Below are 16,351 nucleotides of genomic sequence, written 5' to 3'. Positions count from 1 at the left end.
ACCCGAAAGGCCGGCAGAGATCCAATATGGAGGGCGCGGCCGATTTGTCTTGTGCCCGCGCGCCGCACGGTATTGACTAGCGACTATGCGACGAAATCGCTTTCCCGCGGTGGCCGTCACCTGTCTGCTTGCTTCTTTCCTGACCGCGGCCTGCGGCGGCACGAAATCCACCGGGTCCGCCACACTGGAGAAGTCGACCATCACCGTGGCCTCGCTGCCGCTGCTGGACGCCGCCGCCGTCCACATCGCACAGGACCAGAAGTTCTTCGCGGCCGAGGGCCTGACCGTCAAGATCGAGCCGGTGGCGCAGAGCCTGGCCGCGCTGCCCGCGCTGAAGAACGGGCAGGTCGACGCCATCGCCGGGGCCAACTACGTCACCTTTCTGCAGGCCTACCGGCAGGGAACTCTCAAGCTGAAGATCATCGCGGATGCCGCCGCCGTCGCGCCGGGCTTCATGCAGCTGCTGGTGCTGCCCGATTCGCCGATCAGGCAGGTGTCGGACCTCGCCGGCAAGACCGTGGCGGTCAACCTGCTCAACAACGTCCAGTCGTTGACGTTCAACGAGATCCTCAAGGCCAATCACGTCGATCCGGCGACCGTCAAATACCGTGCGGTGCAGTTCCCGCTGATGGACAAGACCCTGGCGAACCACGACGTGGACGCGGTGCACACCGCCGAACCGTTCGGCACCGTCATCCAGTCGAAGCTCAAGGCCCGGATGGTCATCGACGGCGGCGCCGCCCCGAACGCCGGGTTGCCGGTGAGCGGCTACGTCACCACCGACGACTTCGTCACCAGGTACCCGAAGACCGCGGCCGCGTTCCAGCGGGCGCTCGAGAAGGCCCAGGCGCTGGCGGCCGGCGATCGCAAGCAGGTCGAGCGGGTGCTGCCCGGTTACGCCAAGGTCGACGCGGCGACCGCCGCGAAGCTCGACCTCCCCGCGTACCCGACCGCGGTCGACCCGGCCGGGCTTCAGCGGCTCTCCGACCTGATGGTGCAGCAGGGCCTGTTGAAGACGCCGATCGACGTGCCGAGCGTGATCTGGCGGCCATGACGCGAGCCGGCCGCGGGCTACGGGGACTGGCCGGCCTCGTCGTCGTGGTGGCGCTCAGCCAGCTGCTCGCCGTGACCGGTGCCGTGCCCCGGGAGTTCCTGCCGACGGCGCTCGACGTGCTCACCCGGGCCGTACGCCTCGGCGGCGACCCGGAGTTCCTGCGGCAGGTGGCCGTCACGGTCCGCGCCTGGGCGACCGGCGTGGCGCTCGCGGTGGCCATCGGTGTGCCCCTCGGCCTGCTGCTGGGCAGCATCCCCGCGGTCGGCACCGCGGTCCGGCCGGTCCTGGAGTTCCTGCGGCCCATCCCGTCCGTCGCGCTCATCCCGCTGGTCAGCCTCATCCTGGGCGCCGGGCTCGCCACCGAGGTCACGCTCGTGGTGTACGCCTCGGTCTGGCCGGTGCTCTTCAACGCCGTGTACGGCCTGCAGGGCGTCGATCCGGTCCCGCGCGAGACGTTGCGGGTCTTCGGGTTCGGCCGCCTCGCGGTGCTCTGGCGGGTCTCGCTGCCGGCCGCCGCCCCGTTCATCGCCACCGGCATCCGGCTCGCGGCCGCGATCGGCCTGATCCTGGCCGTCGGCACCGAGATCCTGGCCGGCTTCGGCGACGGGATCGGCGTTGTCATCGCGCAGGCCCAGCTGGCGCCGGACGGCACCACCGACGTGCTGGCGGGCATGGTCTGGGCCGGCGGGCTGGGCCTGGTCATCAACGCCGTCCTGGCCGGCGGTGAGCGGCGGCTCTTCCACTGGCACGTCAACCAGATCCGGGACGGACGATGACCGCCGGGCTGCGCGCGCTGGTTCAACGGTGGGCCCTGCTGGTGGTCGCGGTCGCCGCGTGGGAACTGGCCACCCGCCGGGCGGCGGACGTGTTCTTCCCGCCGCCGTCGCGGATCGCGGCCCGGATGTACGACCTCTGGTTCTCCGGCCCGGCCACGCATCTCTGGCTGACCTCCGACGCGGTCGCCAACGTCCTGCCGAGCCTCGGCCGGATGGCCGCCGGACTGGCCGGGGCGCTGGTCACCGGCGTCACCCTGGGTCTCGTGCTGGGCCGCTCCGAGCGGGTCCGGGCCTACCTCGACCCGCTGCTGCAGTTCGGCCGGGCCGTCCCGCCGCCGACCCTCGTGCCGGTCTTCGTCGTGCTGATGCACCTCGGCACGCCGATGCAGATCGTGTCGATCGCGGTCAGCGCCCTCTGGCCGATCCTGCTGAACACCGCGGACGGGGCGAGCTCGGTCGATCCGCTCCAGATCGCCACCGCGCGGGTGTTCCGGCTGTCCGCCGCCGACCGGCTGGTGCGGATCATCGTGCCGTCCGCCCTGCCCAAGATCTTCGCCGGTCTGCGCCTGAGCCTTTCGCTGGCCCTGATCCTCATGGTGTTCTCCGAACTGCTGCCGGGCACCGCCGACGGCATCGGCTTCGAGCTCACCGACGCGCAGAGCCGGTCCGACCTGCCGACCGTGTGGTCGGCCGTCGTTCTGCTCGGGATTCTCGGCTATCTGCTCAACACGCTGCTTCTGGTGCTGGAACGACGGGTTCTGCGTTCGTATCGGGCCGCGCTGGGCGGCACCGACCGGTGACCGAGAGGAGCTTCACCATGGAGCAGTTCACGGTTCGCGATGCCGTCTTCGAGTTCCTGTGCCAATGCGGCGTCGACAAGATCTTCGGCAACCCGGGCTCGACGGAACTGCGCATGCTCCGGGACTGGCCGAGCGGTCTGACGTACGTCCTCGGGCTGCAGGAGTCGGTGGCCGTCGCGACGGCGGCCGGCTACGCGATCGGCACCGGGCGGGCCGCGGTGGTCAACCTGCACTCGGCCGGCGGGGTGGGGCACGCGCTGGGCGCTGTCTTCAACGCGTACCGCGATCGGGTCCCGCTCTTGATCATCGCCGGGCAGCAGACCCGGGGGATGCTGCCGACCCGCCCGTTCCTGGCCGCCGACGAGCCGGCGAGCTTCCCCCGGCCGTACGTCAAGTGGAGCGCCCAGCCGGACCGCGCGGAGGATGTGCCGGCGGCGGTGGCTGAGGCGTACCGGATGGCGATGATGCCGCCGCGCGGGCCGGTATTCGTGTCCGTGCCGGAGGACGACTGGGACCGTCCTGCTGAGCCGGTCGCCGCCCGCGAGGTCCGCGCGGGTTACCGCGCCGACCCGGACGACCTGCGCGAGGTGGCCGATGCGCTCAACGGCGCCCGGAATCCGGCGCTGGTCATCGGTGCCGGCGTCGACGAGGACAACGCCCAGGAGCTCGCGGTCGAACTGGCCGAACGCGCCTCGGCGTCGGTCTGGCTGACACCGCTGTCGGCGCGGTCCGGCTTCCCCGAGAACCACCGCCTGTTCCGCGGATTCCTGCCGCCGGTGCGCGACCAGATCGCCCGCCGGCTCGACGGCCACGACGTCGTGGTGGCGTTCGGTGGTTCGTTCTTCAAGTACCACGTGGACACGCCGGGTCCTTTCCTGCCGCCCGGCACGCGCCTTTTCCACCTCGACTGCGATCCGCTGCAGGCGGCCTGGGCGCCGGGCGGCACCAGCGTGCTGACCACCGTCCGAAGTGGATTGCGGGGGTTGCTGGAGCTGGCGGAGAAGCGCGACCGCCCGGATCCGCCGCCCCGGCCGGTCCCGCCGCCGGCCTCGCCGGGGGACCCGATCGAGGCCGCCCTGGCGATCGAGACCCTCCGGGCGCTGCTGCCGGTCGGCGCGGTCGTCGTGGAGGAGGCGCCGAGTCACCGCGAAGAGTTCCACGCCCGGCTGGCGATCACCCGGCCCGGAGGCTTCCTCACCACCGGCAGCGGCGCCCTCGGCTGGGGGATGCCGCTGGCGGTCGGGCGCGCCCTGGCCGGCTCGGGCGAGCGGGTCGTCTGCGTGATCGGTGACGGCTCCAGCATGTACTCCATCCAGGCCCTGTGGACGGCGGCGCGCTACCGGGCCGCCGTGACGTTCGTGGTGCTCGACAACGGCGGCTACACCGCGGTCCGGCAGCTCGGCCGGCGCCTGGGCACGCCGGACCCGGTCGGCACCGAGCTGGCCGGCATCGACGTCGTGACCGTGGCCGCCGGGCTCGGCTGCCCGGGGACCCGCGTGTCGGCGGCGGCCGGCCTGGCCCCGGCGCTCGCGGACGCACTGGCCGCGGACGGGCCGTTCCTGGTGGTGGTCCCGGTCGTGGCGGAGGCCTCCGCAGCCTATGAAGCCGAGCTCGGATGACCGCGATGCTCGAGATCGCCGGTCTCGGCCATGCGTACGACGGCCACGTGGCGCTGGACGCGGTCGACCTCCGGATCGCGCGCGGCGAGCTCGTCAGCATCGTCGGCCCGTCCGGCTGCGGCAAGTCCACCCTGCTGCGCTGCGTGGCCGGGCTGGTCCGGCCGAGCGCCGGGAGCCTCTCCATCGACGGCCGCCCGGTGGCCGGAGTGCCGGACGACCTCGCCGTCGTCTTCCAGGAGTACAGCCGCTCCCTCCTGCCGTGGCTCACGGTGCGGGACAACGTGGCGCTGCCGTTGCGGCGCCGCGGCCGCAGCCGGGCGCAACGGCGGGCCGACGCGACGGGAGCTCTCGAGGCGGTCGGCCTCGCGGCCGTCGCGCACAAGTACCCGTGGCAGCTCTCCGGCGGCATGCAGCAGCGGGTGTCGATCGCCCGGGCGCTCGCCTACCGGCCGTCGCTACTGCTGATGGACGAGCCGTTCGGTTCGGTGGATGCGCAGACCCGGGAGGATCTGGAGGACCTGCTGCTCGAGGTGCGCGGTACCGACATGACCATCCTGTTCGTCACCCACGACATCGACGAGAGCGTCTATGTGGGCGACCGGGTGGTGGTGCTCGGGCCGGCGCCGGGCACCGTCGTCGCCGACCTGCCGGTGCGCCTGCCGATCCGCGGAGACCAGATCGCGACCCGGGAGCAGCCCGAATTCGTCCGCCTCCGCGCCGAGGTCGGGCGCCGGGTTCGCAGCGGCGCAGCTGAACGGGGTGGAGGCGGCGACGGGTTTCTGCCAGAGTCGGTGGCATGACTTTTGACGGCCGTAACGGAACCCGGGGCGCTCGGCAGCCGCAGGGGCTGCTCATCAAGCTGGCGAACAAGGTGGCCATGGGCCGCATCCGCCGGAGCGCGAGCGGTTCCCTGCTGGTCCTGACCACGATCGGCCGCCAGAGCGGTGAGGAGCGGCAGAGCCCGGTCCGCTGGTTCGGCGGCGACGGTGAGTGGCTGATCGTCGCGTCGGCCGGTGGCGCCGCCAAGAATCCGGCGTGGTACTACAACCTCAAGGCCCACCCCGACCGGGTCTGGATCCAGATCGGGCGGGAGAAGAAGGCGGTCACCGCCGAGCAGCTGCACGGCGCCGAGTACGACGCAGCCTGGCAGCGGATCGCGGCCGAGGCGCCGCAGTTCGCCGGCTACCGGACGAAGACCGACCGCCTGATCCCGGTCGTCCGGCTGTCCTGAGAGTCGCACCGAACCGCGGCGGAAAGCCGCAGACCGGCAGATCGACTACTTTTCCGGACGGGTGGGTGTGGCGTGGTACGAGGCGCCTACCGTATGACCGTGACGACTGAGCAGCCCGATCCCGGCATCGTCCGCTGGACGCCGCCGGGCACGGGCGAGACCGCCACGTCGGTGTACGACGGGACCTTCCGCGAGCCGGGCGGCGGCATGACCGAGTTCCTGCTGGTCTACAAGTTCGGCCTGGCCGAGATCAACACCAAGGTCACCATCCTGGCCGAGGAGCTGGCGCACAAGGGCCGGGGAAACCCGATCGAGCACGTCCTGCCCCGCCTCAAGACTCCGGCCAGCATCAGCGCCAAGGCCCGGCGTATCGACTGCCCGCTCACCTTCGAGGACCTGCGCTCCCGCATCCGCGACATCGCCGGCATCCGCATCGTGTGCAGCTTCGTCTCGGATGTCTACACGGTCGCGGAGATGCTCACCCGTCAGCCCGACGTGCACCTGGTGGTCACCAAGGACTACATCGCCGAGCCGAAGGAGAACGGGTACCGCAGCCTGCACCTGATCGTCGAGATCCCGGTGTTTCTGTCCGACCGGGTGGTCCCGGTGCCGGTCGAGGTGCAGCTGCGTACGGTGGCGATGGACTTCTGGGCCAGCCTGGAACACAAGATCTACTACAAGTACGACCCGGACATCCCGCCCGCCCTGCGCGATGAGCTGGTGGCCGCCGCGGAGGACGCCGCCCGTCTCGACCAGCGGATGGAGCGGCTGCACCGGGAGATTCACGGCCCGCGTCGTTGACCTCAGTCTTCGCCGAGGTAGTTGTGTAGTTCCCGGCGTGCCTCGCGGCGGCTGCATAACAACCGCACCAAGGCGGTACGACGACCACCTGGCTCAGCTCGACTCGCAGGGTGTTCCGTTGAGCCGGAACGAGCTGGGCCGGGGGTTGTCCGTACCCCGGTTGGCGTTGAAGCCGAAAACGGTTGACGCGCCGGGCGCCAGCGAGGGGCTCCAGCTCTCGCCGGTGGCGGTGACCGTTGTGCCACTCTGGGTGACTCGGGCCGACCAGCCCTGGGTGACGGTCTGCCCGGCGGTGAAGGTCCACTGCAGCGACCACGGGTTCAAGGTGGCGGTGCCGGTGTTGGTGACCGTGACGTTGCCGGTGAAGCCGGTGTTCCAGTCACTGGTCGTCCACGCCACGCGGCAGCCGTCGGGTCCGGCCGTCGTCGGAGTCGTCGGAGTGGGAGTGGGGGTGGGGGTCGGGCTGGGCGACGGATCGGTGCCGCCGGCATAGGTGAGTCCGTAGCCGTACGGGAAAAGCGCGGCCTTGCCGTCGCCGTCGTTGATCGGTTCCTCGGTGGCCGACTGCATCCATGTCATCGGCAGCTTCCCGGTGGGTGCATAGTCGCCGAAGAGGACGTCCGCGACGCCGGCCCCTTCACTGCCGGGTAGCCAGGCCGCCAGCAGGCCGCTCCAGTCGGGCAGCTCCGCCGCGATGTCCAGGGGGCGTCCGGAGACGAGCACGACGATCACGGGCACACCGGCGGCGTGGAGCCGGTTGAGGGTGGCCAGATCGGTGCTGTCGAGTCCCATCGAACCGGGCCGGTCGCCCTGCCCTTCCGCGTACGGCGTCTCGCCGACCACCGCGATGGCCGCGCGGTAGCTGCTGTCGATGCCCACGCCGTCGCGCTGGTAGGTGACCGTCGTGCCGCTGCCGGCGGCGGCCCGGATGCCCTGCAGAACGGTGGTGCCCGGCACGGTGTTGCCGCTGGCACCCTGCCAGCTCAGCGTCCAGCCGCCGCTCTGGTTGCCGATGTCGTCGGCGTTCTTGCCGGCCACGAACAGCTTCCCGCCGTTCCTGGCCAGGGGGAGCACGTTGTCGTCGTTCTTCAACAGGACCTGCGACTCCCGCACTGCCTGCCGGGCGAGCGTCCGGTGCGCGGCGCTGCCGATGGTGCCGGCGTAGCTGCGGTCGGCGTACGGATGCTCGAAGAGTCCGAGCTCGAACTTCTTGGTCAGGATGCGCCGGTTGGCGTCGTCGATGCGACTCATCGGGATCTGCCCGGCCTGCACGGCGGTGCGCACATAGCCGAGGAAGGTCTTCCAGTCGTTCGGCACCATGATCATGTCAAGGCCGGCGTTGATGGACTGGACGACCTCCGCCTGGGTGAACCCCTTCTGCCCGTCGAGCTGGTCGATTCCGGCCCAGTCGGAGACGACGAAGCCGGTGAACCCGAGCTCACCCTTGAGCAGGTCGGTGATCAGATATTTGTTGCCGTGGGATTTGACGCTGTTCCAGCTGCTGAACGAGATCATCACGGAGCCGACGCCGCGCTGCACCGCCGCCTGGAACGGCGGCAGGTGGATGGCCCGCAGTTCGCTCTCGCTGATCTGCGTGTCGCCCTGGTCGGTGCCGTTGGTCGTGCCGCCGTCGCCGATGTAGTGCTTGGCCGTGGCCAGGACGGAGGCCGGCCCGCCGAGAGTGGTTCCCTGGAAGCCGGTGACGATCGTGGTCATCGCGGTGGGGATCTCCGGCTTCTCGCCGAAGGACTCGTAGGTGCGGCCCCACCGGTCGTTGCGGGCGACGCAGAGACACGGCGCGAAGGTCCAGTCCAGGCCGGCGCCGGTGACCTCCTCGGCGGTGGCCCGGCCGATCTGCTGCGCCAGCGCGGGATCCCGGCTCGCGCCCAGCCCGATGTTGTGCGGGAAAATCGTCGAGCCGAGCACGTTGTTGTCGCCGTGCACGGCGTCGATCCCGTAGATCATCGGGATCTGCAGGGGCGTGGCGAGGGCGCCGCGCTGGAAGCCGTCGTACATGTCCGCCCAGCCCGCCGCGTTGTTCTGCGCGGGCGCCGAGCCGCCACCGGACAGCAGCGAGCCGAGGCGGTAGGTGGTCAGGTCGGAGGCGGTCACCGAAGCGCGTTCCGCCTGGGTCATCTGACCGATCTTGTCGTCGAGTGTCATCCGGCCGAGCAGGTCGCTGACCCGCTCGGCGACCGGCCGGGACGGATCCTGGTAGGGCAGGCCGGCCGCCGCCGCGGGCGGCGGCGCGGGCAGGGCGACGGCGGCGATCAGGACGGTGGCGGCGCCGCAGACGGCAAGGGATCGGGTACGCATGGGGCGGTCCTGCTCTGTGAGTACGGATCCGGGCCGGTCAGGTCACCGTGCAGGTGGTGCCGTTGACGGTGAACGCGGTCGGTTTCGGGTTGCTGCCGCTGTACGACCCGTTGAAGCCGAGACTGAGCGTCCCGCCGGGCGCCACCGACCCGTTCCACGACTGGTTGGTCGCCGTCACCTGGGTGCCCGTCTGGCTCCATTGGGCGGACCAGCCCTGGGTGACCTTCTGGTTGCCGCCGAAGGCGAAGGCGAGAGTCCATCCCGTCCACGCCGTGCCACCGGTGTTGGTGAGGGCGATGGTTCCGCTGAAGCCGCCACCCCAGTCGTTGACGCTGTACGTCAGGCCGCAGCCGGCGCCGGCCGGAGTCGGTGTGACCGTCGGGCTCGGCGGAGGCGTGGTTGCCGGAGGAGTGGTGGCGGGAGGAGTGGTGGCGGGAGGAGTGGTGGCGGGAGGCGTGGTGGCGGGAGGCGTGGTGGCGGGGGGAGTGGTCGTCGTTCCCGGCTCCTGGCCCCAGATCCGGGTGCCGTCCTCGTACAGCGGCACCTTCGGGTTCACCGCGGTGCCCGGCAGGTAGGACGGATCGTTGCTCGGATCCCACGTTCCGCCGTCGGCCACGCCGACCTTGAACTGCACCTCCATGCGGTACGCCGACTGGCCGGCCGGAGCAATCGTGTAGCCGGCGCAGTTCACCTCCACGTACCAGAGGTCGCCGGAGTACTGCTTGGCCGTGGCCGGCGACGGGCAGCCCTGCGTGTAACCCGGGGTCACCTGGATCGCCGCGGTGCCCTCCCGGCGGAAGTAGTACCGGTACGAGGCCTTGGTGAGCGCGCGCGCCGGGAACGCCGACTTGTTGTAGATCATGACCTTGAGGGCGGTGTCGCGGGGCTCGTCCTGCATCACCGTGGTCTCCACCGTGATCTCGTCCAGGTCCGGCTTCTCGGCCACCGGGAAGGTCGCCGACGGTGTGCCGCCGTACTCCGCGTAGAGCCGGGCCAGCGCGGACGTGAACCCGGCGTTGTAGTCGTCGGCCACCTCGTTCATCACGTAGTCGGTGCGCACGTCCTGGTACGCGTCGTCGGGCGAGGACGGCCCGCCGACCAGCGCGCCGTACAGCACGTGCCGGGTGTTGGTCGGCGTGCCGATGTTGTCCCACCAGGAGCCGTGCGCCGTACGGTGGTGCGGGTTCTGCGGCGGGTTGGTCCCGAACCCGATCAGGTAACTGGACTTGCGCGGGTTGTCGCCGAGCGCGTAGTCGATCTGCCGGACCGCGAAGTCGTGGTAGCGCGCCTTGCGCGTCGTGTCGGTGGTCTTGTCGCTGTAGACCAGCGCGGCGAACGCGGTGTTGGCCGCGTAACGCAGCGATCCCCAGCTGTCCAGCACCGCCTCGCCGCCCGGGGAGTAGCGCACCTTGTCCCCGTTCACGCCGACCGTCCACCAGTCGAGCCAGCGGTTGGCGTCGTCGACGTACTTCTGCTTGCCGGTCAGGTCGGCCAGCAGCACGTACGCGCCGAACTGCTTGTTGTCCCAGGACAGCGTCCACTTGTAGGAGTGGGTCGTGGTCTGCGGCTCGGTGCCGAGTGCGTCGTACTCGCTCTCCGCCTTGTTGAGGTACGCGGCCTCGCCGGTGGCCCGGTACAGCCAGATGGCGCCCCATACCAGCTCGTCCTGGTAGCCGCTCCACGACTTGTAGAAGGCGGCGGCGTCGGTGATGCAGTCGCTGTACGCCTTCCGCACCGTGTCGGCGAACGTGTAGAGCTGCCTGGCGTGCGTGAGCAACTTGTCGGCGTACGCCGCGTCGGTGGGCCGGAACACCATCGAGCTGGCGGCCATCGCGGCCGCCGTCTCGCCGGCGAGGTCCGAGCCGCCGCAGCTGGCGTCGATCTTGTACGCGGGTCGCGCCATCGGCATCACCTCGGCGGGACCCCACCATTTGTGGTCGTCGTCGCCCTTGCCCACCTGTCCGTAGAGGACGTTGGCCGACGGATGCGCCTTGATGAAGTAGTCGTTGGGTACCCGCAGGTTGTCGAGGAAGGTGTTGAGCTGCCCGGACGCGGCGTATGCGTCTCGGTACTCGACCGCGCCCCAGGCCAGCATCGTGGTGCTGAACGCCATCGGGAAGCCGAACTTGACATGGTCGCCGGCGTCGAACCAGCCGCCGGTGAGGTCGAGCCCCACGTCGGAGCCGTCGGCCATGGCCGCGTCGCCGCGCCACGACACCTTGCTCCAGGCCGGCTTCTTGCCGGCGATCTGCGCCTGGTAGAAGAACATCGACTTCTGCAGCGCCTCGCCGTAGTTGAACGCCGGAGCGGCCGAGGCCGGCCCCACATCGTTCCCGACCAGCAGGGCCGCCGCGGTGAGCGCCGCGGCCACGGCCGCGACGGCGGCGCGGCGATACCGATGGATTGCCCGCATGAGACCGACCCTGTCGTCGAAGTGGTGAGCTATCGACGCTCAGCTATGGGAGCGCTCCCACAAGGTACCTGGCAGGTTCGTCGTTTGTGAAGTACGTCTTAGCGCTTACGGCCGCGGGAGGCACCGACCGCCGGCGCGGTCTTGCTGACCGAAGTGCGCACGGTGGCGGTGCCCGGATCGCCCGGTCGGTCGGGTCCGACTGCTGCGGTACGCACGTCCGCCGCGATCTGCGCGAGCAGGTCACGGCTGTGCCGGAGCGCCTCGATCTTCTCGGTCAGCGTCCCCAGCTCACCGTCGAGCATGTCGGCCAGCCGGGCCCGTTCCTCGGGCAGTTCCGGGATGGTGGCGTGCCCGTCGAGCAGGAACTTGAGTGCCGTCGCCACGACACCGGAGGGGAGCGCGGCCGAGAGCATGCAGCGGATCCGGGCGACCCGGTCGACGTCCGCCTCGGCGTACACCCGGTATCCGGATGCCGTCCGCTGTGGCTTGAGCAGGCCCTGCTCCTCGTAGTAGTGCAGCATCCGTACGGTGGCTCCGGTGCGCGCGCTCAGTTCACCGACCTGCATGCGTTGACTCTAACGTCGATGTGAGGCTTTAGCGTCCAAGCGTGATCATCTACGTGTTGATGCTCTGCTCGTTCGCGGTCGCCACCGCGGAGTTCGTCCTGGTCGGCCTGCTGCCGCAGATCGCCGGCGACCTCGGTGTGTCGCTCCCGGTGGCCGGCCAGCTGGTCACCGTGTACATGCTGGTGGTTACCGTCGGCGGCCCGGTCGCGACGATCCTCACCCGGCGGGTACCCCGGCGCGAACTCCTGGTCGCCACGATGGCGCTGGCCGGCGCTTCCGCGGGGCTCTCCGTCCTGGCCCACTCCTACGTCGTCCTGCTCGGCGCGCGGCTGGGTTCGGCACTCGCCCAGGCACTGTTCATGGCCGTCGCCTCCCAGGTGGCGATGGCTGCCGTACCCGATGCGCGCCGGACCGCCGCGGTCGCTCAGGTGTTCGGCGGCTTCGCGCTGGCCACCGTCATCGGACTGCCGCTGGGCGCCCTGGTCGGGCAGGCGTACGGGTGGCGCGCGACGTTCGTGGTGGTCGCGGCGCTGGCCGGAGCCGGCCTGCTGGGGGTGATTCTGTTGTGCCCGGCCGTGCCGGTGGCGGAGCCCGGCGACGTTCCCGGTACGGCGCGCAGCCTGCTCGACCCGCTGATTCTGCGCGGCCTGCTGATCACGCTGCTCGCGCTGACCGGCTTCGTCGCCGAGTTCACCTACCTGGTGCCGATGCTGCGCTCGCTGTCCGGGTTCAGCGCCGGCTCGGCCGGCGTGGCCCTGGTCGGGTACGGGTTGGGCACGGTGGTGGGGAACGTCCTCGCCGGGCGCGTGCCGCCCGGCTCTGTCGCGCGGCTGCTGCCGATACCGGTGGGCGCGCTGGCGCTGGTGTTGCTGGCGCAGGGCGCACTGCTGCGCTACCGGCCGGCGGCGGTGGTCGGGGTGGTGCTGCTGGGCGTGGCCTCGTTCGCGGTCGTCCCGCTGGTGCAGACCTGGCTCATGGGCCGGGTCGGTCCGCACGCGGCGGGACTGGTGGCCTCGGTCAACATCTCGGTCGCAGGTGCGGCCGGCGCGCTGGGTGCCGGGCTGGGCGGAGTGGTGCTGGCGACCGGTCCCGGCCTGGCGTGGCTCAGTCCCATCGCCGCGGTTCCGGTCCTGGCCGCCACCGCGGTAGCGCTTGCGGTCCGACGGCGTGCCCCGGAATCGAAGTCGAGTCGGTTATCCTTGCTCACGTTGCGAAGGTAGGAGCAGATCGTGGCAGGTGACGACGACATCTCCGGGTGAAGACCCCGGAGCGGCCACCGGCGGAAGCGCGTAACACGCGCCGCTGCGTGGCCCATGTCGTCAAACCTGCTCACGCCGGCGGCCCGCGTCCGTCCGGATCTTCTTTCTTCGAGGTCTTCGATATCCGACAGCTATGTCCTCACATCCCCCCTGTTCGCCGAGCCGGCATCGCACTGAATCGCGTCTGACCCGGAGCCGGACAGGCAGGGCCCCCTCGCCCTGCCTGTCCGCTTTCACCTACTGCCAGACCACGAACCAGGACTCGACGTACGCGTTGAGGTCGCAGTACACGGTGGACGTACCGCCGGACCCGGAGACCGGCCCGAAGTGCTGGTATTCGTAGCCGGTGTTGAACTGCTTGCACCAGATCCCTCCTTTGAAGAATCCGCCGGTGCAGGTGATGCTCTCGCCCCAATTGCCGCCGCTGCCCTGGAAATTGTGACCCGTGCACGATGAGCGGACGGCGAGCGACGTGGCCGGCGCCGACGCAGCCGACGCCGAGCTGTCGGCCAGCGCCGGGCCCTCGCCGAGGGTGAGGACGCCGAGCGCGGCCGCGGCGATACCCGTCGCGGCGAGGGCGCTCCGAAGTGGACGGCTTCCGGTACGGATGTGCATGGTGTTCCCTTCCCCGGTACCGGCCCTCGGTACCGCGATGTCGAGAATGGCACCGGCCGGATGGTGGAAGGTTGTCGATATGTTGTCGGCACCGGGGGAGGTGCGACGTGGTGATGATCCGTTTGCTGGGCACGGTGGAGTTGATGACCTCCGGGGGCGCCGTCGACGTCGGACCCCCGCAGCGGCGCCTCGTTCTCGCCGCCCTGGCCGTCGACGCCGGCCGGCCGGTGTCGGTCGAGGCGCTGGTGGACCGGGTGTGGGGAGAGGAGGCCCCGGAGCAGGCGCGGCGCGCGCTGCAGGCCCACCTGACCCGAATCCGGCGGGTCTGTGAGCGGCTCGACGAGTCCGTCGGGCTGATTCGCCGGTCCGGCGGGTACCTGCTGGACCTGGACCGCGACCGAGTGGATGTGCACCGGTTCCGCCGGCTGGTGCGGCAGTCCCGGGACCCGGGCCTCGGCGACCCGGACCGCGCCTCCCTGCTGCGCACGGCGATCGACCTGTGGAGTGCCGACCCTCTGGCCGGAGTCACCGGCCGGTGGGCCGGGCAGGCCCGGGAGAGCTGGCGCCAGCAGTACCTGGACGCGGTCGTCGCCTGGGCGCGGGCCGCGCTCGGGAATGGCGACGCCGGCGACGTTCTCGACCGGCTGTCGCCCCTGGCCGACGAGCACCCCCTGCTGGAACCGCTGACCGCGGCCTATCTGCGGGCTCTGCACCAGACCGGCCGGACCGCGGCGGCGCTGGACCACTACGCGGAGAGCCGCCGCCGGCTGGTCGACGACCTGGGCATCGAGCCGGGAACCGAACTGAGCCGGATCCACCAGGCGATCCTGCGCGGCGAGGCCGACGAGGCGGTCCCGGTAGCGCCTCGGCCGCTGCTGCCGGTGCCCGCCCAACTGCCCGGCGACCTGCCCGATTTCACCGGCCGGCGCGCGGGCCTGGACCGGCTGGACGCGCTGCTGGAGCAGCTCGGCCCACCCCTGGCCGTGGCCATCACCGGCACCGCCGGGGTCGGCAAGACCGCGCTCGCCGTGCACTGGGCGCACCGGGTGAGGCACCGTTTTCCGGACGGACAGCTCTACGTCGACCTGGCCGGTTTCGCGCCGGAGGGCCCCCTGGTGACCGCCGCCGAGGCGTTACGCACGTTTCTCGCCGCGCTGGGGGTGCCGCCCGAGCATGCGCCGGTCACCCTGCACGAGCAGACGGCGCTGTACCGCAGCCTGCTCGCCGATCGACGAGTGCTGGTGCTGCTCGACAACGCCCGGGACGCCGCGCACGTCCGGCCGTTGCTTCCCGGCGCGTCCGCCTGCCTGACCCTGGTCACCAGTCGCGACCGGCTCGCCGGCCTGCTCGCCGACGGCGCCCGCCCGGTCGACCTGGATCTGTTACCGCCCGAGGAGTCACGGCAGTTGCTGGCCGCGCGGATCGGTGCGGCACGAGTGGCCGCCGAACCGTCGGCGGTCGCCCAGATCGTCGCCGGCTGCACCGGCCTGCCACTGGCGCTGGCCGTGGTGGCGGTGCGCGCGGCGACCCGGCCGTCGTTCCCGCTCTCGGCCGTCGCCGCACAGTTGCGGCACGCCCGCAGCACGCTGGACGTCCTGGACGACGACCCGGACAACGACGTACGCGCGGTGATGTCGTGGTCGTACCGCGCGCTGCGGCCCCCGGCGGCCCGGCTGTTCCGGATGCTCGGCCGGTACGCCGGTCCGGACGTCAGCGTCGCCGCGGCGGCGGCCCGGGCCGGCGAGCCCGTCGCCCGGATCGGCGCGGCCCTGGCCGAGCTGACCCGCGCCCACCTGCTGCGCGAGCATCAGCCCGGCCGCTACGACATGCACGACCTGCTGCGGGCCTACGCGGCCGAGCTGGCTGATCGGATCGACCCGCCGGCCGAGCGGGAGGCCGCCGATCGCCGGATGATCGATCACCTGTTGCACACCGGCTTCGCCGCGGCGATGCTGATCTACCCGAACCGGGAACCGATCGCGCTCTCCCCGCCCGGCCCCGACGTGCCGGTGCCCCCGCTCGCCGATCACAAGCAGGCCCAGGCCTGGTTCACCGCGGAACATCGCGTGCTGCTCGCCGCGGTACGCCGCTGCGCGGCCCTGGGCTGGGACCGGCTCACCGAGCACCTCGCCTGGACGCTGATGACCTTCCTGCTGCGCGGGGGACACTGGCAGGACTGGGCCGACACCCAGGAGGCGGCGCTGACCGCCGCACGCCGGCTGGACGACCGGCCCGGCCAGGCCATCGCCCAGCGGAGCCTGGCCAGGGCGCTCAGCCGGCTGGGCCGTCACGAGGAGTCCGACGCGCAGTTCCGCCAGGCGCTGGACCTGTTCGTCGAGCTCGACGACCTGGCCGGGCAGGCGACCACACACGACAATCTCAGCCACGTGCTGGTCACCCGCGGGCGGCAGGAGGATGCCGTGCGGCACGCCCGGCGCTCGGTGGAGTTGTATCGCCGGGCGGGCCGGCTCGACGGGGTGGCCAGCGCATTGAACTCGGTCGCCTGGATGCTGGCCCAGAGCGGCGACCCGGCCGAGGCGGTCGCCTGCGGGCAGGAAGCCCTCACCCTGCACCAGCAGATCGGCGACCGCGACGGGGAGGCGGCGACGTACGACACCATCGGCTACGCGCAGCACCGCCTCGGCGACTGGTCTGCCGCGGTGGCGCGCTACGAGCGGGCACTGACGCTGTACCGCGCGCTGGGCGACCGCTACAACATCGCGGCCACCCTCTGGCACCTCGGCGACACCCAGGCGGCGGCCGGCGAGCCGGTCGCCGCCCGCCGGTCCTGGCAGGAGGCGCTGGCCGGCCTGGACGCCATCGGCCACCCGGACGCCGAAACCGTCCGCGCGCAGCTCGCGGGTCTCCGGTAGTCCGCGGCGCCCGTCGGCTCGAGGGGTC

General features: G+C 71.4%; 13 protein-coding genes. 9 read left to right on the top strand and 4 right to left on the bottom strand.

Annotated elements, in window-relative coordinates:
- Window positions 1–85: 85 nt before the first annotated feature.
- The 7 genes from ACIA5C_RS02110 (at window position 86) to ACIA5C_RS02080 (ending at window position 6,281) form a co-directional block, all read left to right on the top strand.
- A complete protein-coding gene (locus ACIA5C_RS02110) occupies window positions 86–1,054 on the top strand; it encodes an ABC transporter substrate-binding protein (RefSeq protein ID WP_396050288.1) in 969 nt (322 codons plus the stop codon).
- A complete protein-coding gene (locus ACIA5C_RS02105) occupies window positions 1,051–1,830 on the top strand; it encodes an ABC transporter permease (protein WP_396050287.1) in 780 nt (259 codons plus the stop codon). Before ACIA5C_RS02110 ends, ACIA5C_RS02105 begins: the two co-directional genes overlap by 4 nt.
- The gene (locus ACIA5C_RS02100; protein ID WP_396050284.1) at window positions 1,827–2,630 is read left to right on the top strand and encodes an ABC transporter permease; all 804 of its coding nucleotides are present in this window, start codon (window positions 1,827–1,829) and stop codon (window positions 2,628–2,630) included. Before ACIA5C_RS02105 ends, ACIA5C_RS02100 begins: the two co-directional genes overlap by 4 nt.
- Window positions 2,631–2,647: 17 nt before the next feature.
- Window positions 2,648–4,249, top strand: coding sequence for a benzoylformate decarboxylase (gene mdlC / locus ACIA5C_RS02095; protein WP_396050282.1), 1,602 nt, complete (start codon window positions 2,648–2,650; stop codon window positions 4,247–4,249).
- Window positions 4,246–5,049, top strand: coding sequence for an ABC transporter ATP-binding protein (locus tag ACIA5C_RS02090; protein WP_396050279.1), 804 nt, complete (start codon window positions 4,246–4,248; stop codon window positions 5,047–5,049). The genes mdlC and ACIA5C_RS02090 overlap by 4 nt, the downstream gene beginning before the upstream one ends.
- The gene (locus ACIA5C_RS02085; RefSeq protein WP_396050277.1) at window positions 5,046–5,480 is read left to right on the top strand and encodes a nitroreductase/quinone reductase family protein; all 435 of its coding nucleotides are present in this window, start codon (window positions 5,046–5,048) and stop codon (window positions 5,478–5,480) included. The genes ACIA5C_RS02090 and ACIA5C_RS02085 overlap by 4 nt, the downstream gene beginning before the upstream one ends.
- 93 nt (window positions 5,481–5,573) lie before the next feature.
- Window positions 5,574–6,281 carry a GTP pyrophosphokinase family protein gene (locus tag ACIA5C_RS02080; RefSeq protein WP_396050276.1) on the top strand — a complete coding sequence of 236 codons (708 nt, stop codon included), beginning with the start codon at window positions 5,574–5,576 and terminating at the stop codon, window positions 6,279–6,281.
- A 93-nt stretch (window positions 6,282–6,374) separates the two neighbouring features.
- Here ACIA5C_RS02080 and ACIA5C_RS02075 read toward each other — a convergent pair whose 3' ends face one another.
- The 3 genes from ACIA5C_RS02075 to ACIA5C_RS02065 all read right to left on the bottom strand — a co-directional run bounded on the left by ACIA5C_RS02075 (window position 6,375) and on the right by ACIA5C_RS02065 (window position 11,576).
- Complete coding sequence (locus ACIA5C_RS02075; RefSeq protein ID WP_396050275.1) at window positions 6,375–8,597, bottom strand: glycoside hydrolase family 3 N-terminal domain-containing protein; 2,223 nt, start codon at window positions 8,595–8,597, stop codon at window positions 6,375–6,377.
- A 37-nt stretch (window positions 8,598–8,634) separates the two neighbouring features.
- Complete coding sequence (locus ACIA5C_RS02070) at window positions 8,635–11,010, bottom strand: glycoside hydrolase family 9 protein (protein ID WP_396050273.1); 2,376 nt, start codon at window positions 11,008–11,010, stop codon at window positions 8,635–8,637.
- A 98-nt stretch (window positions 11,011–11,108) separates the two neighbouring features.
- Window positions 11,109–11,576 (bottom strand): MerR family transcriptional regulator, encoded by a 468-nt coding sequence (locus tag ACIA5C_RS02065; protein ID WP_396050271.1) that lies wholly within the window; start codon window positions 11,574–11,576, stop codon window positions 11,109–11,111.
- Window positions 11,577–11,617: 41 nt separating this feature from the next.
- Between ACIA5C_RS02065 and ACIA5C_RS02060 the strand changes: the two genes are divergently transcribed.
- Entirely contained in the window at window positions 11,618–12,796 is a 1,179-nt protein-coding gene (locus ACIA5C_RS02060; protein ID WP_396050269.1) for an MFS transporter, read from the top strand.
- Between the two features lie 276 nt (window positions 12,797–13,072).
- Here ACIA5C_RS02060 and ACIA5C_RS02055 read toward each other — a convergent pair whose 3' ends face one another.
- Window positions 13,073–13,450, bottom strand: a complete 378-nt coding sequence (locus tag ACIA5C_RS02055) for a hypothetical protein (RefSeq protein ID WP_396050267.1) — start codon at window positions 13,448–13,450, stop codon at window positions 13,073–13,075.
- A gap of 113 nt (window positions 13,451–13,563) precedes the next feature.
- On the opposite strand from ACIA5C_RS02055, the gene ACIA5C_RS02050 reads away from it, so the two are divergent.
- Window positions 13,564–16,323: a BTAD domain-containing putative transcriptional regulator gene (locus ACIA5C_RS02050; RefSeq protein ID WP_396050265.1), complete on the top strand. Its 2,760-nt coding sequence runs from the start codon at window positions 13,564–13,566 to the stop codon at window positions 16,321–16,323.
- Window positions 16,324–16,351 lie beyond the last annotated feature (28 nt).

The sequence above is a fragment of the Actinoplanes sp. NPDC051343 genome (assembly GCF_044455125.1).
GTDB lineage: Bacteria > Actinomycetota > Actinomycetes > Mycobacteriales > Micromonosporaceae > Actinoplanes.
This window is presented reverse-complemented; position numbering and strand designations above follow the sequence as displayed.

Coding starts and splice junctions, on each gene's coding strand:
- ACIA5C_RS02110 (WP_396050288.1), top strand. CDS start 86: ATGCGACGAAATCGCTTTCCCGCGGTGGCCGTCACCTGTCTGCTTGCT.
- ACIA5C_RS02105 (WP_396050287.1), top strand. CDS start 1,051: ATGACGCGAGCCGGCCGCGGGCTACGGGGACTGGCCGGCCTCGTCGTC.
- ACIA5C_RS02100 (WP_396050284.1), top strand. CDS start 1,827: ATGACCGCCGGGCTGCGCGCGCTGGTTCAACGGTGGGCCCTGCTGGTG.
- mdlC (WP_396050282.1), top strand. CDS start 2,648: ATGGAGCAGTTCACGGTTCGCGATGCCGTCTTCGAGTTCCTGTGCCAA.
- ACIA5C_RS02090 (WP_396050279.1), top strand. CDS start 4,246: ATGACCGCGATGCTCGAGATCGCCGGTCTCGGCCATGCGTACGACGGC.
- ACIA5C_RS02085 (WP_396050277.1), top strand. CDS start 5,046: ATGACTTTTGACGGCCGTAACGGAACCCGGGGCGCTCGGCAGCCGCAG.
- ACIA5C_RS02080 (WP_396050276.1), top strand. CDS start 5,574: ATGACCGTGACGACTGAGCAGCCCGATCCCGGCATCGTCCGCTGGACG.
- ACIA5C_RS02075 (WP_396050275.1), bottom strand. CDS start 8,597: ATGCGTACCCGATCCCTTGCCGTCTGCGGCGCCGCCACCGTCCTGATC.
- ACIA5C_RS02070 (WP_396050273.1), bottom strand. CDS start 11,010: ATGCGGGCAATCCATCGGTATCGCCGCGCCGCCGTCGCGGCCGTGGCC.
- ACIA5C_RS02065 (WP_396050271.1), bottom strand. CDS start 11,576: ATGCAGGTCGGTGAACTGAGCGCGCGCACCGGAGCCACCGTACGGATG.
- ACIA5C_RS02055 (WP_396050267.1), bottom strand. CDS start 13,450: ATGCACATCCGTACCGGAAGCCGTCCACTTCGGAGCGCCCTCGCCGCG.
- ACIA5C_RS02050 (WP_396050265.1), top strand. CDS start 13,564: ATGATCCGTTTGCTGGGCACGGTGGAGTTGATGACCTCCGGGGGCGCC.